Origin of the sequence: Phytopseudomonas dryadis, from assembly GCF_004327355.1 — a bacterium.
GTDB classification, from domain to species: Bacteria; Pseudomonadota; Gammaproteobacteria; order Pseudomonadales; family Pseudomonadaceae; genus Aquipseudomonas; species Aquipseudomonas dryadis.
On record NZ_QJUM01000021.1, the window covers coordinates 83438 to 104769 of the forward strand.

A 21332-nucleotide genomic window follows, 5' to 3' on the forward strand; every position below is an offset into this window, starting at 1 on the left:
GAGTACAGCATGAGCACCACCAACGAACGCATCCAACTGGGCGAGCTGGTCTGCTGGCGCATTCGCCACGCCGGGGCCGAATTGCTGGTGAGCGAGCAGGGCGCGCAGATCCTGCGTTACCAGCCGGCCGGGCAACAGCCGCTGATCTGGCTCAGCGAGCAGGCCGCCTATCAGGCCGGGCAAAGCGTACGCGGCGGGGTGCCGGTGTGCTGGCCCTGGTTCGGCGACCTGCAGCGCAACCCGGAGGCGATCCGCGACAGCCATATGCGCCCGGAAAACGCGCCGGCCCATGGCCTGGTACGCAACTGCGCCTGGCAGTTGCTCGGCCTGGACACCCGGGAAGACGGCATACGGCTGTCCTTTGGCTTCGACACCGCCGAGCAGCCCTTCGCCGAGTGGCCGTTCGCCGCCGAACTGCAGCTCGACATCCACCTGGGCGAGCGCCTGTCGCTGAGCCTGAGCACACGCAACCTCGGCGATACGCAGCTGCCGCTCAGCCAGGCGCTGCACAGCTACTTCGCCGTCAGCGACATCCGCCAAGTGCAGGTCGAAGGCTTGGACGCCTGTCGCTACATCGACACCCTGGAGGACTGGCAAGCGCGCCAGCAGCGCGGCAGCCTGGCCTTCACCGGCGAGACCGACCGCATCTACCTGGACACGCCGGCGCAGTTGAGCATCGTCGATCCCCAGTGGAAGCGCCGTATCCTCATGCGCAGCGAAGGCTCGCATTCGGCGGTGGTATGGAACCCCTGGACCGACAAGGCCAGGCGTCTCTCGCAGTTCGCCGATGATGCCTGGCAGGGCATGCTCTGCATCGAACACGCCAACGTGCTCGATGATGCGCTCATGCTGGCCCCGGACGCCGAATACCGGCTCGCGGTTTCGCTCTGGACACAAACGCTGTAGAGAACGCCGCCAAGGCGTCAGGGCAGTCCGTTCGCGTCAGCGGCCCCGCAGCCTGATAAACTGCCGCGATGCACGCCCTCCACCGGATACCCCGATGCAAGCAAAGAACCCTGTCATCGGCCTGTGTCAGCAAGCCACCTTTCTGATCAGTGCCGCCAAGGTCGACCAGTGTCCCGACGACCAGGGCCACGAAGTGGCCTTCGCCGGGCGCTCCAACGCCGGCAAGTCCAGCGCGTTGAACACCCTGACCCACGCCAGCCTGGCACGCACCTCGAAAACCCCGGGGCGCACCCAGTTGCTCAACTTCTTCCGCCTGGATGACCAGCGCCGCCTGGTCGACCTGCCCGGCTACGGCTACGCCAAGGTGCCGATCCCGCTCAAGCTGCACTGGCAGAAACACCTGGAAGCCTACCTGGGCAGCCGGGAAAGCCTGCGCGGCCTGATCCTGATGATGGACATCCGCCATCCGCTGACCGAGTTCGACCGCCTGATGCTGGACTGGTCCGGCGCCAGCGGCATGCCCATGCACATTCTCCTGACCAAGGCCGACAAACTGGCCTTCGGCGCCGCGAAGAATGCCTTGTTGAAAGTGCAGCAGGAGATCCGCAAGGGCTGGGGCGACCACGTCAGCATCCAGCTGTTCTCGGCGCCCAAGCGCCAGGGCGTCGAAGAAGCCCAGGCCGTGCTGGGGCAGTGGCTGGGCCTGCTCGGGGAAGAAGAGGACGAGCCCGCTTCGTAGCCCGTGGTTGAGCGCAGCGATACCCGGGTGGTCATTGAGCTTAGGAATGGCCCTGGGTTTCGCTGCGCTCAACGCCAGGCTACGGAACTTCGCTTAACGCCAGACCACCGGGGCAGGGCTGGCACTTTTCTGCGGGCAAAAAAAACCCCGAGCTTCATATGGGGAGGGAGAAGATCGGGGTTTAAGGGTCTGAACCGCTAGGGCGGGGCTCAGATGTCTGCCAACACTTAACACAACAAAGGAGCATCGAAAGGCTTTATGGGCCATTCATAAACTCTGACCAGACGGACAGAAGCAAAGTTCAGCCGTCCTTAGATTCCTTTGTTAGGACTTGATAATCATTAAGGCCCATAAGACCTAAACGAGACGCATGTCTCAATGTGCCTCGTCCCAGTTATCGCCAACCCCCACCTCGACCAGCAGTGGCACATCCAGCTCGGCGGCACTGCCCATCAGCGGCCGGATCCGCTCACGCACCTGCTCGACCAGATCCTCGCGCACTTCCAGCACCAGTTCATCGTGTACCTGCAGAATGACCTTGGCATCGATCCCCGACTCGCTCAGCCAGCTGTCCACCGCGACCATGGCGCGTTTCATGATGTCGGCAGCGGTGCCCTGCATCGGCGCGTTGATCGCCGTGCGCTCGGCGCCCTTGCGCATGGCCTGGTTCTTGGCGTTGATCTCCGGCAGGTACAGGCGCCGGCCGAACAGAGTCTCCACGAAGCCCTGCTGCGCCGCCTGCTCACGGGTGCGCTCCATATAGGCCAGCACCCCGGGGTAACGGGCGAAGTAACGGTCGATATACGCCTGCGACTGCTTGCGGTCGACGCCGATCTGCTTGGCCAGGCCGAAAGCGCTCATGCCATAGATCAAACCGAAGTTGATGGCCTTGGCGCGGCGCCGTTGCTCGTGGGTCACCTCTTCCAGTTCCACGCCCATGACCTCGGCGGCCGTGGCGCGGTGCACGTCGCGATCGTGGCGGAAGGCTTCCAGCAGGCCTTCGTCCTGGGCCAGGTGGGCCATGATGCGCAACTCGATCTGCGAATAGTCCGCCGCCAGCAGCTTGTAGCCCCTGGGGGCGACGAAGGCCTGGCGGATGCGCCGGCCCTCGGCGCTGCGAATGGGGATGTTCTGCAGGTTCGGGTCGCTGGAGGACAGGCGCCCGGTGGCCGTCACCGCCTGGTGGTAGGAGGTGTGGATGCGCCCGGTGCGCGGGTTGATCTGTTCCGGCAGGCGGTCGGTGTAGGTGCTCTTGAGCTTGCTCAGGCTACGGTACTGCATCAGCACCTTGGGCAGCTCGAAGTCCTGTTCGGCCAGTTCGGCCAGTACCGCTTCGGCGGTCGACGCCTGGCCCTTGGCGGTCTTGCTGATCACCGGCAGGCCGAGTTTCTCGTAGAGGATCGCGCCGAGCTGCTTGGGCGAGCCGAGGTTGAATTCCTCGCCGGCGATATCGAAGGCCTGGCGCTCCAGCGCCACCAGCTTTTCGCCGAGCTCCTGGCTGTGCTCGCCGAGCAGCTTGGCGTCGACCAGCGCGCCCTGGCGTTCGATGCGCGCCAGCACCGGCACCAGGGGCATCTCGATCTCGCGCAGCACCCTGGCCAGGCTCGGTTCGGCCTCCAGCCGCGCCCACAGGTGCTGGTGCAGAGCCAGGGTCACGTCGGCATCCTCGGCGGCGTAGGGGCCGGCCTGTTCCAGGGCGATCTGGTCGAAGGTCAGCTGCTTGGCGCCCTTGCCGGCGATGTCCTCGAAGCGGATGGTGCTGTGGCCCAGGTACTTGAGCGCCAGGCTGTCCATGTCATGCCGGGTCGCCGTCGAGTCCAGCACATAGGATTCGAGCATGGTGTCGAAGGCCACGCCCTGCACGGCGATGGGCGTCGGGGCGTTGGCCAGCACGTTGATGTCGTACTTGGCGTGCTGGCCGACCTTGGCCTTGGCCGGATCTTCGAGGATCGGCTTGAGCGCGCGCAGCACCGCATCGCGATCCAGCTGTTGCGGCACGCCCATATAGGAATGGCTCACCGGCACGTAGGCCGCCTCCCCGGCCTTCACCGCGAACGACAGGCCGACCAGCTGCGCCTGCTGGGCATCGACGCTGGTGGTTTCGGTGTCGAAGGCGATCAGCTCGGCCTGCTGCAGCTGTTCCAGCAGCGCATCGAAGTCGGCCTGCTCCAGCACGGTCCGGTAGTGGCCCCCCGTTGGCGTCTCGATCGGCTCATCGGCGGGGCTCTCGGCGACCGGGGCGAACAGATCGTCGGCAGACGCGGCCTTGCTGGCCTTGGCCGCGGCCGCCTTGTTCTGGCGCAGCAGTTCGTCCAGCCAGCCCTTGAATTCGAGCTCCTCGTACAGCGCGATCAGCGCCGGCACGTCGGGCTCGCCGGGTTGCAGCCCGGCGCAATCGAGATCCAGCGGCACATCCAGCTTGATGGTCGCCAGCTGATAGGACAGGTAGGCCATCTCGCGGTGTTCCTCGAGCTTGGCCGGCAGGGTCTTGGCGCCGCGAATCGGCAGGGCGGGCACCTTGTCCAGATTGGCGTAGAGCACATCGAGGCCCCCGCCGACGCCGACCAGCAGGCCCAGCGCGGTCTTCTCGCCGACACCGGGCACGCCGGGAATGTTGTCGACCTTGTCGCCCATCAGCGCCAGGTAATCGATGATCAGCTCAGGGCCGACACCGAATTTCGCTTTCACGCCATCGATGTCATAAACGCTACCGGTCATGGTGTTGACCAGCGTAACGTGCGGGCAGACCAGTTGCGCCATGTCCTTGTCGCCGGTGGAGATCACCACGTCGCGGCCATCGGCGGCGCTTTGCCGGGCCAGGGTGCCGATCACGTCGTCGGCCTCGACGCCCTCGATGCACAGCAACGGCAGGCCGAGGGCGCGCACGCTGGCGTGCAGCGGCTCGACCTGTACCCGCAGTTCGTCGGGCATGGCGGGACGGTTGGCCTTGTACTCGGCGAACAGTTCGTCGCGGAAGGTACCGCCCTTGGCATCGAAGACCACGGCGAAGGGGCTGTCCGGGTATTGCTTGCGCAGGCTCTTGAGCATGTTCAGCACGCCCTTCACCGCCCCTGTGGGCAGGCCCCTGGACGTGGTCAGCGGCGGCAGGGCATGGAAGGCGCGGTACAGGTAAGAAGAACCGTCGACCAGAACGAGGGGGGCTTGGCTCATGAGCGTGATCAACCTTTTCGGCGGAGGGCGGCGCCAGCAGACCGTTGAAAACCTGGGCGAGGCCGGCATGACATGGCGAAAATGACCGAAAAAGCGCAGTTTATGCGCTGTAAATGAGCATTTTCGGCCATGTTCAACGCCGACTTGCCGAAGCAGGTAGTTTTTCAACAGCCTGATAGAATGGGCGCACCATTGATATCAAAGGGACAAGGTTACCATGGGTACATTCAATCGCTTGATCTTGCTCGGCGTGCTGGTCGCTCTGCCATTCGTTGCCCAGGCCGACGATGCGCCGTCGGCGGATCCGGACGTCACCATTCGCCAGGACGGCGACCGTACCGTGGAGGAGTACCGGGTCAACGGTTTTCTCTACGCCATCAAAGTCACGCCCAAGGGCGGCAAACCCTATTTCCTGGTACGCGCCGACGGCAGCGACGGCAATTTCGTCCGTTCGGATGAGCCGGACATGCTGATTCCGTCCTGGGAAATCTTCCGTTGGTAAGGCAGTCCTGATATGTCGGTGTTCACCCCGCTGCAACGTCCGCAACTGGACGCTTTTCTCGCGCCTTACGAACTCGGGCGCCTGCTCGATTTCCAGGGCATCGCCGCCGGCAGCGAGAACAGCAACTTCTTCGTCAGCCTGGAACAGGGCGAGTTCGTCCTCACCCTGATCGAGCGCGGGCCGAGCGCCGACCTGCCGTTCTTCATCGAACTGCTCGACGTGCTGCACGAGGCCGGCCTGCCGGTGCCCTATGCCCTGCGCACCCGTACCGGCGAGGCGCTGCGCAGCCTGGCCGACAAGCCGGCGCTGTTGCAGCCGCGCCTGAGCGGCAAGCACATCAGCCAGGTGAACGCCCACCATTGCCAGGAAATCGGCAGCCTGCTGGCGCGCATTCACCTGGCGACCCGCGAGCAGCCCTTGCTGCGCAAGAGCGACCGCGGCCTGGAGTGGATGCTGCAGGAGGGGCCGCCACTGGCAAGCCGCCAGACGCCGGCCAACGGCGCCCTGCTGAGCGCGGCAGTGGAGGAAGTCGGCGCACTGCGGGCGCGCATCCGCGCACTGCCCATCGCCAACCTGCATGCCGACCTGTTCCGCGACAACTGCCTGTTCGACGGCCCGCACCTGAGCGGGGTGATCGACTTCTACAACGCCTGTTCGGGGCCCATGCTCTATGACCTGGCGATCGCCGTGAACGACTGGTGCTCGGACGAGCAGGGCCGCCTCGACGGCGCCCGGGCACGGGCGCTGCTCGGCGCCTACGCGGCATTGCGCCCGTTCAGCGCCAATGAGGCCGAGCTGTGGCCGGCGATGCTGCGCATCGCCTGTCTGCGCTTCTGGTTATCGCGACTGATCGCCGCCGAGGCGTTCGCCGGCCAGGCCGTGCTGATTCACGATCCCGAGGAATTCCAGCGCCGCCTGGCACAGCGCCAGCAGGTCGACCAGCCGCTGCCGCTGGCGCTGTAGACAGCAGGCCGATCCACGGCGCACGTCGCTGTGAACGCCTGGTTGCGTAGCCAATAGGCGGGCTCGTCACTGGCTCGATGGAATACGCTCTCCAGGCGTCAACCGGGTGTAGGAGCTGCGACCTCGCAGCGAATCGCGGCCGTACCGCGAGATAGCTGGATGCCCGCCATCGTATCGCCCCGGGGGCGGGGCTCCTACGCTCGCAACACCACGGCCCTACAGCTTGCCCAGGCACTCGCTCAGGCCGTCGGCCAGGCCTTCCAGCAAGGCTTCGTACCCCGAGGCATCCACGGGCACCGCCGCGCCCATGGAGTCCAGCTCCGCCAAGGTCACCGGCAGACCGGCGGTCAGGGTCTCGGCCAGCCGCGGGCGCAGCGGCGGCTCGCTGAATACGCAGCTCGGCCCGCTGTTCTGCAGGCGCTCGCGCATCGCCGCCACATGACGGGCGCCCGGCTGCACCTCGCTGGCGACGCTGAACACCCCGGCGTGCCTGAGGCCATAGGCGGCCTCGAAATAGTCGAACGCCTCGTGGAAGACGAAGAAGGGCTTGTTCGCCAGTGGGGCGAGACGGCTTTGCAGACGCGGGTCGAGGCTCTCCAGGCGCTGGCCGAAGGCCTGCAGGTTGGCCTGGTAGCGCGCGGCATTGGCCGGATCCGCCTGGCTCAGATCGGCGGCCATGCGTGTCGCGATCACCCAGGCATTGGCCGGCAACAGCCACAGGTGGGCATCCAGGGTGCCCGGGCGGTGATCATGATCGTGCTCGTCGGCATGCTCATGCTCATGCTCATGCTCATGCTCATCGCCATGCTGCTCGCCGAAATGGCGCAGGGTCATGTCCGGCAAGTCCTGTACCGCCACGCTGGGCCTGTCGCGCCCGGCCAGCACGCGCACCATGAACCCTTCCAGGTCGGGCCCCACCCAGTACAGCAGGTCGACGTCCTGCACCCGACGCATGTCGGAAGGCCGCAGGGCGTAATGGTGCGGCGATGCGCCCGGCGGCAGAAGGACTTCCGGCTCGCCGACACCGGCCTGCACGGCGGCGGCGATCAACTGCAACGGCTTGATGCTGGTGAGCACACGGACCTCGGCCTGGGCGCTCCCCAGCGTGGCCAAGCTCAGGCAAACAGACAGAATGATCGAGGACAGAGAACGGAAACGCGGCAACATGGGCAATGAATTCATTCGGATGGCACAAAGGAGCAATAAAATAACATTTCCTTCAGCAGACGTCCGCTCCATTGCGGCTTCTATCAACCCGCAGCAGAAGCGTAATAGAATAACGTCCTACGCTTCGAGGCTCCCGCCATGTACAAACCCGTCAACGTCGAGACGCCCCTGGCCTCGCGTCCCCACGACCACTCCCATTGTGTCAGCCATGCCCTGGCCGAAGCCGAGGCCATCTGCGCCCGCCAGGGCCTGCGCCTGACCGCCCTGCGCAAGCGCGTGCTGGAGCTGGTCTGGCAGAGCCACAAGCCACTGGGGGCCTATGACATTCTCGGCGTGCTCAGCGAAGAGGACGGCCGCCGTGCGGCGCCGCCGACCGTCTACCGCGCCCTGGATTTCCTCCTGGAAAACGGCCTGGTGCACCGCATCGCCTCGCTCAACGCCTTCGTCGGCTGCAGCCACCCGGAACACGCGCACCAGGGCCAGTTCCTGATCTGCCGCAAGTGCCACGCGGCGGTCGAGCTGGAGCAGCCGTCGATCAGCGACGCCATCGTCAGCAGCGCCAAGGGTGTCGGCTTCAACGTCGAAAGCCAGACCGTGGAAGTCGTCGGCCTGTGCGCGGGCTGCCAGGGCGGCCAATGAGCGACGCCCTGGTGCGCCTCGACGGCGTGAGCGTCGGCTTTGCCGGACAGACGGTGCTCGATGGCGTGCGCCTGACCATCCGCCCGGCCGAGATCGTCACCCTGATCGGCCCCAACGGCGCCGGCAAGACCACCCTGGTGCGCGCCGTGCTCGGCCTGCTCAGGCAGGACAGCGGCAGCGTCTGGCGCAAACCGCGGCTACGCATCGGCTACATGCCGCAAAAGCTGCACGTGGACCCCACCCTGCCGCTCAGCGTGCTGCGTTTCCTGCGCCTGGTCCCTGGCGTCGACCGCGTCCGGGCGCAGGCGGCGCTGGCCGAGGTCGGCGCCAGCCAGGTGATCGACAGCCCCCTGCAGAGCGTCTCCGGCGGCGAGCTGCAGCGGGTACTGCTGGCCCGCGCCCTGCTGCGCCAACCCGAACTGCTGGTGCTCGACGAGCCGGTGCAGGGCGTCGACGTGGCCGGCCAGGCCGAGCTGTACCGCCTGATCACCCGCCTGCGCGACCGCTATGGCTGCGGCGTGCTGATGGTCTCCCACGACCTGCACCTGGTGATGAGCACCACCGACCAGGTGGTGTGCCTGAACCGCCACGTGTGCTGCTCGGGCCACCCGGAGCAGGTCAGCTTCGATCCGGCCTTCGTCGAGCTGTTCGGTCAGGACGCGCAGAGCCTGGCGGTCTATCACCACCACCACGACCATGAGCACGACCTGCACGGCAGCGTGGTCAGCGAGGCGCCCGGCCTGACCATCAAGGGTCCGCTGCGCCCGCACGTACACGGAGATGGCTGCAAGCATGGCTGATTTCCTGCTCAACGCCCTGCTCGCCGGCCTGGCCCTGGCCCTGGTCGCCGGGCCGCTGGGGTCCTTCGTGGTCTGGCGGCGCATGGCCTATTTTGGCGACACCCTGTCCCACGCCGCGCTGCTCGGCGTGGCCCTGGGCCTGATGCTGGACGTCAGCCCGACCTTCGCCGTCACCGTCGGCTGCGTACTGCTGGCGATCCTGCTGGTCACCCTGCAGAGCCGCCAGCCGCTGGCCTCCGATACCCTGCTCGGGATTCTCGCCCACAGCACCCTGTCGCTGGGGCTGGTGGTGCTGAGCTTCATGAAGGAAGTGCGCATCGACCTGATGGGCTACCTGTTCGGCGACCTGCTGGCGGTCAGCCCCGGCGACCTGGCCTGGATCCTCGGCGGCAGCGCCCTGGTGCTGCTCCTGCTGCTGGTGATGTGGCGTCCGCTGCTGGCGATCACCGTGCACGAGGAGCTGGCCAGGGTCGAGGGCTTGCCCGTGGCGGCCATCCGTCTCGGCCTGATGCTGCTGATCGCCATCGTCATCGCCGTGGCCATGAAGATCGTCGGCGTGCTGCTGATCACCTCGCTGCTGATCATTCCGGCGGCGGCCGCGCAACGGCATGCGCGCACCCCGGAACAGATGGCCTTCGGCGCCAGCCTGCTGGGCATCGTCGCGGTCTGCTGCGGACTCAGCCTGTCCTGGCTGCAGGACACCCCGGCCGGTCCGTCCATCGTCGTGGCGGCCGCCAGCCTGTTCCTGCTCAGCTTCGCCCTGCCGCGCCGTCAGGCCTAGGGTTGGCTGCGTTAAAAACAGAACCGTAGGGTGGGTGAGGCGCCTGTCACGGGCTGACATCCCGCGCGGTTTCCGTCGCGCCGTAACCCACCATTGGTGCAACGCCGCTTATCGCCTGGTGGGTTACGCGACGCGCCAGAATCGAAGTCCCTGCAATAGCGCAGCATGGCGTCGCTCACCCACCCTACGGGTGAACACTACAAAGCCTGGTCCCGTGGTATTTGGTCGCTCGCCCGGCAGCGTGTAGAATTGCGTGTTTTTTGCACAAACCGAGACTCGCAGCCATGACGTCGTCCCCTATACGCTGTGCCACCCTGGCCGCCCTGTTTCTGCTGATGCTGGGCTGCCAGAGCCGCCAGCAAGCCGAACCGGCTCCGGCTGCCGTGGCGGTCGCGCCAAGTGCCCAGGAACGCTTCGACGCCAGCCTGGCCAACGGCGAGCTGGGCGAAGCCGAAGCCCAGCTCGAGGCCCTGCGCAGCAGTGACGGCGAGGCGAGCCAGCTGCTGCACGCCCAGCGCCGCCTGGCCGAAGCCTACCTGCAGGAAGGGCAGAAAGCCCTGGAAACCGGCGATCTGGACAAGGCCGCCACCTCCCTCGGCCATGCCCGCACCCTGATGCCCAAGGCCCCGGCCCTGACCACCGGGCTGGACGGCGCCATCGGCAAGGCCCGTGAGGCCGAGCTGAGCGCGGTCGAACAGGCTCGCCAGGCTGGCGAACAGGCCCAGGCGGCACGCCGCGAGCAGTTGCGCCTGCTGCGCCAGGCCGCCGAAGCCCAGGCTGCCGCGACCCGCAATCGGGATGATGACGATGCGGCAGTCACCGCCAGCGTACCCCGGGCGCGGCTGATCGACCCGGCAGCCGCCAGCAGCACCATCAGCCTGCCGATGCTCGACACCCGGGACGAAGCGGCCCTGTTCGAACAGCTCGACAATGCCGCCGCCGACGTGGTGGCCTTCGATTGCGCCGTGCATATAGAAGTGCGCAGCGCCCAGGATCTGCGCCGGGTCACCGCGTTGCTCGAAGCCCGTATCGCCCAGCGCGACCCGAGCTTCGCCGCGCGCCTCAGCCATGCGCTCCGGCCGGTCCAGGTGCCACGACTGGTGCTGAGCCCCAGAGGCCATTAAGCCGACCGGCTGCAGCAGGCGAAGCGCACCGCGCTCTCCGGGCCGTACTAGGCTGTTTGGCTATAAATATAGGCCTACAAAGATTTTTGAGGCCTAAGCAGCGCCGGGTAGACTAGCCGGCCGTTGAAAAACGTTGCCGAGGCAGCTAGCGCAATACCGATGGCGGCCCCGCAAAAACAGGCGAGAAAGCGGAGTTTACGCGTTGTAAATGAGCATTTTGATTGGACTCGCACACGAGCCTGTTTTTAACGCCGCGATGGCAACGCACGACTGCATGGATGCAGGAGGTAGAGCGACGCAGGAAGCCAAAGCCGAGGTAGTTTTTTCAACGGCCTGCTAGCCATCCTTATGCCTACCCGGCACATCACAAGCCCAAAAGGTTTAACGCGTGATCGACTTCCACCAGGTTCACAAGGCGTACCGCGTCAGTGGCCACGATATCCCCGCCCTGCACCCCTGCGACCTGCACATCGCCCGTGGCGAAGTATTCGGCATCATCGGCCATTCCGGTGCCGGCAAGAGCACGCTGCTGCGTTTGATCAACCGCCTGGAAGAGCCTTCCGGCGGCACGATCCGCATCGACGAGGTCGACGTGACCGCCCTCGCCGCCGACGGCCTGCGCCAGTTCCGCCAGCAGGCCGGGATGATCTTCCAGCACTTCAACCTGTTGTCGTCGAAAACCGTCGCGGCCAATGTCGGCATGCCGCTGAAGCTCGCAGGCGTGCCGTCCCAGCGGATCGAACAGCGGGTCGCCGAACTGCTCGAGCGCGTCGGCCTCGCGGATCACGCCAACAAGTACCCGGCCCAGCTGTCCGGCGGGCAGAAGCAGCGCGTGGGCATCGCCCGCGCCCTGGCGACCCGGCCGAAGATTCTGCTCTGCGACGAAGCCACCAGCGCCCTCGATCCGCAGACCACCGCCTCGGTGCTGCAGCTGCTGGCCGAGATCAACCGCGAGCTGGGCCTGACCATCGTCCTGATCACCCACGAGATGGACGTCATCCGCCGCGTCTGCGACCGCGTCGCGGTCATGGATGCCGGCGTGATCGTCGAGCAGGGCCCGGTGGCCGATGTCTTCCTGCACCCGCAGCACCCCACCACGCGGCGCTTCGTGATGGAGGCCGAGCAGGTGGACGAAAACGAACAGCGCGACGACTTCGCCCATGTCCAGGGCCGCATCCTGCGCCTGACCTTCCAGGGCGAGGCCACCTATTCGCCGATGCTCGGCCAGATCGCCCGCGAGACCGGCATCGACTACAGCATCCTCGCCGGGCGTATCGATCGCATCAAGGACACGCCCTACGGGCAACTGACCCTGGCACTGAGCGGCGGTGATATCGACGCGGCCCTGGCCCGCTTCGAAGCGGCCGACGTGCACCTGGAGGTTCTGCGCTGATGGAAACCTTACTGCCCAACGTCGACTGGCTGGAAATCTGGCAGGCCAGCCTCGATACCCTGAACATGCTCGGTGGCTCCATGTTGTTCACCGTGCTGTTCGGCCTGCCCCTCGGCGTGCTGCTGTTCCTCACCGGCCCGCGGCAGATGTTCGAACAGAAGGGACTCTATGCGGTGGTCTCGCTGTTGGTGAACATCCTGCGTTCGGTGCCCTTCGTGATCCTGCTGATCCTGCTGATCCCGGTCACGGTGCTGATCACCGGCACATCGCTGGGGGTTGCGGGCGCCATTCCGCCACTGGTAGTCGGTGCCACGCCGTTCTTCGCACGCCTGGTGGAAACCGCACTGCGCGAGGTCGACCGCGGCATCATCGAAGCGACCCAGGCGATGGGCGCCAGCACCCGACAGATCATCTTCAACGCCCTGTTGCCCGAAGCCCTGCCGGGCATTCTGGCGGCCGTCACCGTCACGGCCATCACCCTGGTGTCCTACACCGCGATGAGCGGCCTGATCGGTGGCGGCGGCCTGGGCGACCTGGCGGTGCGTTACGGCTATCAGCGTTATCAGCCGGACGTGATGTTCGTGACCGTAGCGCTGCTGGTGGTGCTCGTACAAATTCTGCAAACCATCGGCGACCGGCTGGTGGTGCATTTCTCACGTAAGTAGAACGCCGGCGACCGGCATACCGCCGCCACGCCGCCTCATCTCAAAAGGGAGTCAAACGATGAAAAAACTGCTCACTGCCCTGGCCGTCGTCGCGGCCTTCTCCAGCGCCGCCCAGGCCGAAACCCTGAGCGTCGCCGCCACCGCGGTGCCGCACGCGGAGATCCTCGAGTTCATCAAGCCGACCCTGGCCAAGGAAGGGGTGGAGCTGGACGTGAAGGTCTTCACCGACTATGTGCAGCCCAACGTGCAGGTCGCCGAGAAGCGCCTGGACGCCAACTTCTTCCAGCACCAGCCATACCTGGACGAGTTCAACAAGAGCCGCGGCACCACCCTGGTCAGCGTCGCCGGTGTCCACGTCGAGCCCTTCGGCGCCTACTCGAGCAAGCTCAAGAGCCTGGACGAGCTGCCCCAGGGCGCCAACGTGGTCATCCCCAATGACGCCACCAATGGCGGCCGTGCCCTGCTGCTGCTGCAGAAAGCCGGCGTGATCACCCTCAAGGACGCCAGCAACATCCTCTCCACGCCGAAGGACATCGCCGAGAACCCGAAGGGCATCAAGGTGCGTGAACTGGAAGCCGCCACCCTGCCGCGGGTGCTGACCCAGGTCGACCTGGCGCTGATCAACACCAACTACGCCCTGGAAGCCAAGCTCAACCCGACCGAGGACGCCCTGATCATCGAAGGCAGCGACTCGCCTTACGTCAACATCCTGGTGGCCCGTGACGACAACAAGGACAGCGACGCCATCCAGAAGCTGGCCAAGGCCCTGCACAGCGACGAGGTGAAAGCCTTCATCCTGGAGAAATACAAGGGCGCCGTGGTCCCGGCGTTCTGATCCCGCCCTGGCGACTGGCCGCCGGCTAGTCGTCGCGGTCGATGATCCCCTCGCGCAGGGCGTAGAGCACCAGTCCCGGTACATCGTGGATGTTCAGCCGCTTCATGATCTGCGCCCGATGGGCCTCTACCGTCTTCACGCTCAAGCCCAGCCCCTGGGCGATACGGCGCGAGGAAACGCCGCGGGTGATCAGCCGCAGGATCTCCACCTGGCGCTGAGTCAGCACCTCTTCCACGACCACGGGACTGGAGGCGCGTGACAACGCCTGCTCGATCACCGGCTGGGCGATGGCCGAGCTGAGGTAGCGCTGGCCGAGCCCCACCGCGCGCAGGGCGATATGCAATTCGGCCATGGCCGCATCCTTGAGCAGGTAGCCGTAGGCGCCTTTCTGCAACGCGGCGAAGACCACCTTGGCGTCGGTGTGCATGGACAGCATCAACACCCTGGCGCGGGGCGCGACATCCGCCAGTTGCTGCAGCGCCTCGATACCGCCTATGCCGTTCATCGACACGTCGAGCAGGATGATATCCGGTTGCAGCTGCTGCGCCAGCTCGACCGCCTGGCGGCCGTCCTCGGCCTCCCCGACGACTTCGTAGCCAGGCAGATCACCGATCATGGCCCGCACGCCGACCCGGATCAGGGCATGGTCGTCGGCAAGCAACAGACGGCAACTCATGGTGCACACTCGTTCATCACAGGCTCCTAGGAGGCAGTGCAGGCTCGCGTCCGCTGTTCGACGATGGCCAGGCCTGACGGTCCTTGAGAGTCTAGACAGTGCCGGGCCACAGGAAGGTTCGTCTTATTTGTGCCCGGACAATGGACCTCAGTGCGACAGCTGGACACTGCCCCTGATACCGACCGCCGCCCGCGTAGGAGCGTCGACCTCGGCGCGAGGCGAGGGTGGCCATGCTGCAGAAATCGCGGTATGGCCACGATTCGCCGCGAGGCCGCGGCTCCCACAGGGGGCCACTTTGCGGGGCAAACGCTCAACCGACTGGCATCAGGCACTATCCCTGGACGTTGCAGCGCCGGGATCGGCGGCGAACTGGGTGATCAGCCCGGCCATGCCGGACAGCGCCTCGCAACGCTGCGCGGCCCCAAGCTTGATGGCTTCCCTGGGCATGCCGAAGACCACGCAACTGGCTTCGTCCTGGGCCACGGTGCGGGCGCCGGCCTCGCGCATGGCCAGCAGGCCGCGGGCGCCGTCATCGCCCATGCCGGTCATGATCACACCCAGGGCGTTGTGTCCCGCGTGCCGGGCCACGGAGCGGAACAGCACGTCCACCGAGGGTTTGTGGCGGTTCACCGGCGGGCCGTCGATCACTTCGACGAAATACTGGGCGCCGCTGCGCTTGAGCTGCATGTGCTTGCCGCCGGGGGCGATCAGCGCCAGTCCCGGGCGTACCCGATCCATGTGCCTGGCCTCGCGCACGTCGATGGCGCAGACGCCGTCGAGGCGCTGGGCGAAGGTGGCGGTGAACTTCTCCGGCATGTGCTGGACGACGACGATGCCGGGACAGTCCACCGGCAACTGGCGCAGCACCACTTCCAGCGCCTGGGTACCGCCGGTCGAGGTGCCCAGGGCCACCACGCGGTCGGTCGTGCTCAGGTGCCTGGCGGGCGCCGGTTCGGCCGGCGCGGCAACCGCGCCGGTGCTCTGCGTCTTGCGCGGCATGGCGTGGGGCTGGCTGCGCGCGGCGGTCTCGATCTGCCGGATGAGGTCGCCGGACAGCTGCTGCAGGCTGTCCTTGAGCCCCAGCCGGGCCTTGGTGAACACGCCCACGGCCCCGGCGGCCAGGGCCTCCAGGGTCACCGCGGCGCCGGCCTCGGTGAGCGTCGAACAGATGATCGCCGGCGTCGGCCGCTCGGCCATGATCTTGCGCAGGAAGGTGATGCCATCCATGCGCGGCATTTCCACGTCGAGCACCAGCACGTCGGGCCAGTTGCGGTTCATCTTCTCCAGGGCGAACAGGGGGTCGGCGGCCTGACCGATCACGCGGATGCCCGGGTGGCTGTCCAGGCAGGCGGTGAGCACCTGGCGCACCAGCGCCGAATCATCGACGATGAAGACCTTGATCATGGAACACTCCTTCATTGCCGTTCGAACACCGAGGGGCGCACGCCGCGCAGGGGCAGGCCGAAGCCATGCACGCTCTCGGCATGGCCGATGAACAGCAGGCCGCCCGGCTTGAGCCGCTCCACCAGGCGCGCGGCGATGGCGCGCTTCTCTGCGGCGCCGAAGTAGATCAGCACGTTGCGCAGGAAGATCACGTCGAACGGCCCGACCTCGCGCGGCAGCGGCCGGGTCAGGTTGATTTCGGCGAAGGCCACCCGGTGGCGCAGCGCCTGGTTCATGCGCAGCAGGCCGGCGCTCTCTTCGACGCCACGCAGGCAATGGCGCTTGAGCCAGCCGGGCGGAAAATGCTCGGCCTGCTCGAGGGGGTAGGTGGCCAGACGCGCCCTGTCCAGCACGCGGCGACTGAGGTCGCTGGCGAATATCGACCAGTCCTGGGTGGGCGCGTGCTCGGCCAGGGTCATGGCCATACTGAAGGCTTCCTGGCCGGACGAACTGGCGGCGCTCCACAGGTGCACCGGCTTGCGCTGGCGGCTGGCCCATTCGGCCAGCACCGTGAAGTGCTGCGGTTCGCGGAAGAAGTAGGTCTCGTTGGTGGTCAGCAGGTCGATCACCGTGCGCCGTTCTTCGCGCTCGGCCGGGTCGCAGATCAGCTTCAGGTAATCGCCGTAGTTGTCCAGATTCAGCGCCCGCAGGCGGCACATCAGGCGGCCGGCCATCAGCGTGCGCTTCTGGTCGGCCATGTGGATGCCGGATACGTCCAGCATCAGCTTCTGCAGTCGGCGAAAATCCTCGTCGCTGATCTTGGGCAGTTCGCCAGCCGCCATCAATCGACCTGCCGGGCAAGGCTGATCTGGCGGATATCGTCGAGCGACAGCACCCGGCGCACGTCCAGCACGATGGTGAAACCGCGCGCGTCGCGGGCCATGCCGGCGATGAAGTCGGTGTTGATGCCGGCGCCGAACGGCGGCGCCGGTTCGACCTGGTCGTTGTCGATGTCGAGCACCGCGTCCACCGCATCGACCACCAGGCCGATGCGCTGCTCCTGTTCGTCCAGGCGCAGTTCGATGATGACGATGCAGGTGCGCTTGTTCGGCACGCTCAGGGACAGGCCGAAGCGCGCCGCCAGGTCGAGCACCGGCACCACGTTGCCACGCAGGTTGATCACCCCGTGGATGAAGCCCGGCATCATCGGCACCTGGGTGACCTGGCCATACTCGATGATCTCCCGCACCAGCTCGATGGGCAGCGCGTAACGCGCCTCGCGCACACGAAACGACAGATGCTGGACGCTGTTCCGGGGAACGCTCGGGACCAGGGCTTGGGCACTGTTCATCGCAGCCTCCTGGGTTAGTTGAAACTGACGAATTGGCCTTCGTCGAGCAGTGCCGGCGGCCCCTTGCGGTCGGCGCGGCGCAACTCGCGGACCAGCACCGGCTTGTCGCGGCGCGTGCTCTTGCCGGGAGCGAGCGCGGCATCGAGGCGGAAATAACCGATCAGTTCCTGCAACTGGCTGGCCTGGGCGTTCATTTCCTCGGCAGTGGCCGCCAGTTCCTCGGAGGCCGAGGCGTTCTGCTGGGTGATCTGGTTCATCTGGCTCATGGCGATGTTGATCTGCGCCGCGCCGCTGGACTGCTCCTGGGACGCGGCGGTGATTTCCTGCACCAGGTCCGAGGTCTTCTGGATGTTCGGCACGATCTCGTCGAGCAGGCGCCCGGCCTGCTCGGCCAGTTGCACGCTGCTGCCCGCCACCCCGCCGATCTCCTGGGCCGCCACCTGGCTGCGCTCGGCCAGCTTGCGCACTTCCGCGGCGACCACCGCGAAACCCTTGCCGTGGTCGCCGGCGCGGGCGGCCTCGATGGCGGCGTTCAAGGCCAGCAGGTTGGTCTGGTAGGCGATGTCGTCGATGATGCCGATCTTGTCGGCGATCTGTTTCATCGCCTGGACCATCTCGCGCACCGCGCGCCCGCCCTGCACCGCATCGCCGGCGGCCTTGCCGGCGATGCCGTCGGTGACCTGGGCGCTCTCGGTGTTCTGCGCGATGGAGGCGGACATCTGCTCCACCGAGGCGCTGGTTTCCTCGACGCTGGCGGCCTGCTCGGTGGCGGCCTGGCTCAGCGACTGCGAAGTGGCGCTGACCTCCTCGGACGCCGAGGACAGCGAGTCGGCGGCGCTGCGCACGTCGCCCATGACACTGCGCAGGCGTTCGGTCATGTGCTGCATCGAGGCCAGCAACTGGCCGGTCTCGTCGCGGCTGTCGGCCTCCACCTGCACGCTCAGGTCGCCTTCGGCCAGGCCGTTGGCGGCGACCACCGCGCGGTTCAGCGGGCGGGTGATGCTGCGGGTGACGAAGATGCCGATGGCGAACCCGAGTACGGCCGCGACCAGCACCAGCACGATCATCTGCAGCCGCGAATCGAGGTAGATGCTGGTGATGTCCTGGTTGGCCTCCTTGGCGCGCAGCTTCTTCTGCTCGACCAGGCTGCCGATGGTGTGGTCGGCGGCGTTGCCATTCTCCCGCAGTTGCGGCATCAGGGCGCTGAACTCGCTGGCCTCGGCCAGGTCGCTGGCCTTGTTCAGTTCCACTACCCTGGCGACGATGGCCTCGTAGTCGGCCAGCTCGCGGTCGAGGGTATCCAGTTGCGCCCTGGCTTCCGCCGTGACGAAGCTCGGCCGCGCCTGTTCCAGGTGCTCGTGCATCGACTTGATCGCCTGCCCCACCTGGGCCAGCGTGGTCTCGCGCTCCGCCAGCGAGGTGGCCAGCAGTGCGCTGCGCAGGTGGCGCCCGGCGTACACCAGATCCAGGTTGGCGTTCTGCATGCGATCGAGGGCCATCATCTCGCGCTCGTACATGCGGTCGGACAAGGCGTTGACCTTGGACAGGTTGAAGATGCCCAGGGCCCCGACCAGCGCGGTCAGGATCACCACCAGGGTAAAGCCGGCGATCAGGCGGACGCCGATCTTCATGTTACGGACGAATTGCATGGTGGTTCTCCTACGCGCCGACCGATTCCGGGCGCGGCTGGGTGGAGCGCGAGTCGGGCTCGACGCTATGTTGCAAATGACGGAACAGGCTGGCGATGTCGAGGATCAGGGCGATCTGCCCGGAGCCGAGGATGGTCGACCCGCCAATGCCCTGCAGGTGCTGGAACAACAGGCCGAGCGGCTTGATCACGGTCTGCAGCTCGCCATGCAGGCGGTCGACGATCAGGCCGGCCTGCTGCCGCCCGATGTTGACCACCACCACGTTGCGCCGCCCGCCGCGGGTGCCGGGCAGGCCGAAGTGCGCGGCCAGGTCGATGCACGGCAGCGGCCGGCCACGCAATTCGAGGCAGCCATAGGCGCCTTCGGCCAGCGGCGTGTCGTCCAGCTCCAGGCATTCGGTGACCATGTCCAGCGGCACCACGAAGTGCTCGTCGCCCAGGCTGACCTGGAAGCCGTCGATGATCGCCAGGGTCAGCGGCAGGCGGATGCGGAAGGTGCTGCCCTGGCCGGGTCGCGAGTCGATCTCGATGCTGCCGCGCAAAGCGTCGATGGCGCTGCGCACCACGTCCATGCCGACGCCGCGACCGGACAGGTCGGACACCGCGTCGGCGGTGGAAAAGCCCGCGGCGAAGATCAGCATGTGCACGTCGTCGTCGGACAGGTTGGCCTGGGCGTCGATCAGCCCGCGTTCGATGGCCTTCTGGCGGATGCGCGCGGTATTCAGGCCATGGCCGTCGTCGCTGACCTCGATGACGATCATCCCGGACTCGTGGTAGGCGTTCAGCGACAGCCGGCCTTCGGCGGGCTTGCCGACGGCCAGGCGCTGCTCGGCCGACTCGATGCCGTGGTCGATGGCGTTGCGCACCAGGTGGGTCAGCGGGTCGGCCAGGCGGTCGATCACCGATTTGTCCAGGTCGGTGTCGGCGCCGCGGATGTCCAGGCGGATGTTCTTGTTCAGTTGCTGGCTGACGTCGCGCACCACGCGGTGGAAGCGGTTGAAGGTGTCGCCGATCTCGATCATGCGCAGCTTGAGCGCGACCTCGCGGATCTGCTCGACGTACTGGTTGACCGATTGCGCGCTTTCCAGGCAGGCGGCGTTGCCGTGGGCCTGGGCCTGCAACTGGGCGCCGGCGGCGCTGATCACCAGTTCGCCGACCAGGTTGATGAGTTCGTCGAGCTTGTGCGCGGCGACGCGAATCTGGCTGCTTTCCTGGCTGCGCCGTTCGCGCGCCGACTGCTGCTTGGCCAGGGCCGCGTTCACCGCCTGCGGGGCGACGATGCCCTCTTCCACCAGCACCGCGCCGAGCGCCGGGCGCAATTGCGGCGCCCGGGCCTGCAGGGCCAGGCCCTGCTGCAGTTCGTATTCGGTGAGCAGGCCGCTGGCGATGAGGATGCTGCCGATGCGCGCATCGCTTTCCGGCAATTCCTGGATCAGCCGCAGGTAATCGTCCAGCGCGCTGTTCGGCGGCAGGATACGCAGGCTGCAGAAGTCGCGGATGAACTCGAAGACGTCCTCGATCTCGCTCTTGCTCGCCTCGCTGCACAGGTCGATCTCCAGGCCCAGGTAGCAGCTCTCCGGATCGAGCGCGGCGAACGCCGGCAGGGCATCGTCGATCAGCGCCAGGTTGAGGATGTCGCCCAGGCGACCCAGGTAGCGGATGAAGGCCGCCGGGTCGAAACCGTTGCGCAGCAGATCGCGGTCGCAGCGCAGGGAAATATGCCAGGCGCCGTCCTTGTCGCAGCTGCGGCAGCGCTCCAGGGCGCCACGGGAGGCACAGGCCCTGGTCGCCACGGCCGGGCCAGCGGCCTCGAGCGCCTGCAGCGCGATCGTTCCGCTGGCCGGCGCCGGCTGGGCGCCAAGCTGGGCCAGAAGCTGGGCCTGGTGCTGCTCGTCCACCGGCAGCTCGCCGCTCTCGCTGTCGATCAGGCCGACCATCGAGCCGATTTCATCCAGGCAGCGCAACAGCACCGAAATCAGCATCGGGTCGAGGCTGCGCTGGCCATCGCGCACGGCCATCAGCAGGTTTTCCAGGTGGTGGGTGAAACTCACCAGCGGGCCCAGGGAAAACAGCCCGGCCGAGCCCTTGAGCGTGTGCATGGCGCGGAACAGCCCGTTGATCGCCTCGGCGTCGGTCGGCTGCTGGTCGAGGCGCAGCAGGTATTCCTCGGCCTGGCGGGTCAGGTCGCCGGCTTCCTCGATAAACCCCAGCAGCAGCTGGCGCCATTGTTCACCATCGAGCATCGCGGTCTCCTCGCGGGTTCAGGCCGGCACCTGGCGTTCGCCAGGCAGCAGGGCGTGGAGGTGGAGCAGCTCGAACAGCTCCTCGGCGGCGGCAGCGTGGCCATGCACCGCGAACTGGACGCCGCGCTGCTGCAGGTGCTTGTGCAGGGCCAGCAGCAATTGCGCACCGGCACTGTCGATTTCTTCCACAGCGGCGAGATCGAGGTGCCAGGCGGGAACCCGTTCCTCCGCCTCGAGCAGCGCCAGCAGCGCGGCATGCGCGTCGCGCACCTCGTAGATGGTCAGGTTGCCGACGATGGCCATCCGCGCGGGTCGGGTGCTGCTGTCGTGATCCAGGCGGAACATC

General features: G+C 66.7%; 20 protein-coding genes. 11 read left to right on the top strand and 9 right to left on the bottom strand.

Features of this window, described 5'->3' with window-relative positions:
* Positions 1 to 9: 9 nt before the first annotated feature.
* Positions 10 to 906 carry a D-hexose-6-phosphate mutarotase gene (locus DNK34_RS17650; RefSeq protein WP_131175523.1) on the top strand — a complete coding sequence of 299 codons (897 nt, stop codon included), beginning with the start codon at positions 10 to 12 and terminating at the stop codon, positions 904 to 906.
* A gap of 94 nt (positions 907 to 1000) precedes the next feature.
* Positions 1001 to 1645 carry a ribosome biogenesis GTP-binding protein YihA/YsxC gene (gene yihA / locus DNK34_RS17655; RefSeq protein ID WP_131175522.1) on the top strand — a complete coding sequence of 215 codons (645 nt, stop codon included), beginning with the start codon at positions 1001 to 1003 and terminating at the stop codon, positions 1643 to 1645.
* Between the two features lie 375 nt (positions 1646 to 2020).
* Here yihA and polA read toward each other — a convergent pair whose 3' ends face one another.
* Positions 2021 to 4816 (bottom strand): DNA polymerase I, encoded by a 2796-nt coding sequence (gene polA, locus DNK34_RS17660; RefSeq protein WP_131175521.1) that lies wholly within the window; start codon positions 4814 to 4816, stop codon positions 2021 to 2023.
* Positions 4817 to 5033: 217 nt separating this feature from the next.
* Between polA and DNK34_RS17665 the strand changes: the two genes are divergently transcribed.
* The gene (locus DNK34_RS17665; protein ID WP_131175520.1) at positions 5034 to 5318 is read left to right on the top strand and encodes a DUF2782 domain-containing protein; all 285 of its coding nucleotides are present in this window, start codon (positions 5034 to 5036) and stop codon (positions 5316 to 5318) included.
* A 12-nt stretch (positions 5319 to 5330) separates the two neighbouring features.
* Positions 5331 to 6281 (top strand): homoserine kinase, encoded by a 951-nt coding sequence (locus tag DNK34_RS17670; protein ID WP_131175519.1) that lies wholly within the window; start codon positions 5331 to 5333, stop codon positions 6279 to 6281.
* A gap of 216 nt (positions 6282 to 6497) precedes the next feature.
* On the opposite strand, the gene znuA is transcribed toward DNK34_RS17670, so the two are convergent.
* Positions 6498 to 7448, bottom strand: coding sequence for a zinc ABC transporter substrate-binding protein ZnuA (znuA, locus tag DNK34_RS17675; RefSeq protein ID WP_131175518.1), 951 nt, complete (start codon positions 7446 to 7448; stop codon positions 6498 to 6500).
* A gap of 138 nt (positions 7449 to 7586) precedes the next feature.
* On the opposite strand from znuA, the gene DNK34_RS17680 reads away from it, so the two are divergent.
* The 7 genes from DNK34_RS17680 to DNK34_RS17710 all read left to right on the top strand — a co-directional run bounded on the left by DNK34_RS17680 (position 7587) and on the right by DNK34_RS17710 (position 13685).
* On the top strand, positions 7587 to 8087 hold the full coding sequence (locus DNK34_RS17680) for a Fur family transcriptional regulator (RefSeq protein WP_131175517.1): 501 nt from the start codon (positions 7587 to 7589) through the stop codon (positions 8085 to 8087).
* Positions 8084 to 8887, top strand: a complete 804-nt coding sequence (gene znuC, locus DNK34_RS17685) for a zinc ABC transporter ATP-binding protein ZnuC (RefSeq protein ID WP_131175516.1) — start codon at positions 8084 to 8086, stop codon at positions 8885 to 8887. The genes DNK34_RS17680 and znuC overlap by 4 nt, the downstream gene beginning before the upstream one ends.
* The gene (znuB, locus tag DNK34_RS17690; protein ID WP_131175515.1) at positions 8880 to 9668 is read left to right on the top strand and encodes a zinc ABC transporter permease subunit ZnuB; all 789 of its coding nucleotides are present in this window, start codon (positions 8880 to 8882) and stop codon (positions 9666 to 9668) included. Before znuC ends, znuB begins: the two co-directional genes overlap by 8 nt.
* A gap of 284 nt (positions 9669 to 9952) precedes the next feature.
* Positions 9953 to 10792, top strand: coding sequence for a hypothetical protein (locus tag DNK34_RS17695; RefSeq protein WP_131175514.1), 840 nt, complete (start codon positions 9953 to 9955; stop codon positions 10790 to 10792).
* Between the two features lie 388 nt (positions 10793 to 11180).
* Positions 11181 to 12185 (top strand): methionine ABC transporter ATP-binding protein, encoded by a 1005-nt coding sequence (locus DNK34_RS17700; RefSeq protein WP_131175513.1) that lies wholly within the window; start codon positions 11181 to 11183, stop codon positions 12183 to 12185.
* The gene (locus DNK34_RS17705; protein WP_131175512.1) at positions 12185 to 12850 is read left to right on the top strand and encodes a methionine ABC transporter permease; all 666 of its coding nucleotides are present in this window, start codon (positions 12185 to 12187) and stop codon (positions 12848 to 12850) included. Before DNK34_RS17700 ends, DNK34_RS17705 begins: the two co-directional genes overlap by 1 nt.
* Positions 12851 to 12908: 58 nt before the next feature.
* Positions 12909 to 13685, top strand: coding sequence for a MetQ/NlpA family ABC transporter substrate-binding protein (locus DNK34_RS17710; RefSeq protein WP_131175511.1), 777 nt, complete (start codon positions 12909 to 12911; stop codon positions 13683 to 13685).
* A gap of 25 nt (positions 13686 to 13710) precedes the next feature.
* On the opposite strand, the gene DNK34_RS17715 is transcribed toward DNK34_RS17710, so the two are convergent.
* The 7 genes from DNK34_RS17715 to DNK34_RS17745 all read right to left on the bottom strand — a co-directional run bounded on the left by DNK34_RS17715 (position 13711) and on the right by DNK34_RS17745 (position 21331).
* Positions 13711 to 14361 (bottom strand): response regulator, encoded by a 651-nt coding sequence (locus tag DNK34_RS17715; RefSeq protein WP_131175510.1) that lies wholly within the window; start codon positions 14359 to 14361, stop codon positions 13711 to 13713.
* A 324-nt stretch (positions 14362 to 14685) separates the two neighbouring features.
* Positions 14686 to 15765 (bottom strand): protein-glutamate methylesterase/protein-glutamine glutaminase, encoded by a 1080-nt coding sequence (locus DNK34_RS17720; RefSeq protein WP_131175509.1) that lies wholly within the window; start codon positions 15763 to 15765, stop codon positions 14686 to 14688.
* An 11-nt stretch (positions 15766 to 15776) separates the two neighbouring features.
* Positions 15777 to 16586, bottom strand: a complete 810-nt coding sequence (locus DNK34_RS17725) for a CheR family methyltransferase (RefSeq protein ID WP_131175508.1) — start codon at positions 16584 to 16586, stop codon at positions 15777 to 15779.
* Positions 16586 to 17095 (bottom strand): chemotaxis protein CheW, encoded by a 510-nt coding sequence (locus DNK34_RS17730; RefSeq protein ID WP_131175507.1) that lies wholly within the window; start codon positions 17093 to 17095, stop codon positions 16586 to 16588. The genes DNK34_RS17725 and DNK34_RS17730 overlap by 1 nt, the downstream gene beginning before the upstream one ends.
* A 14-nt stretch (positions 17096 to 17109) precedes the next feature.
* On the bottom strand, positions 17110 to 18744 hold the full coding sequence (locus DNK34_RS17735; protein ID WP_131175506.1) for a methyl-accepting chemotaxis protein: 1635 nt from the start codon (positions 18742 to 18744) through the stop codon (positions 17110 to 17112).
* Between the two features lie 10 nt (positions 18745 to 18754).
* A complete protein-coding gene (locus tag DNK34_RS17740; RefSeq protein ID WP_131175505.1) occupies positions 18755 to 20986 on the bottom strand; it encodes a chemotaxis protein CheA in 2232 nt (743 codons plus the stop codon).
* Positions 20987 to 21004: 18 nt separating this feature from the next.
* A complete protein-coding gene (locus DNK34_RS17745) occupies positions 21005 to 21331 on the bottom strand; it encodes an STAS domain-containing protein (protein ID WP_131175504.1) in 327 nt (108 codons plus the stop codon).
* Between the last annotated feature and the right edge of the window lies 1 nt (position 21332).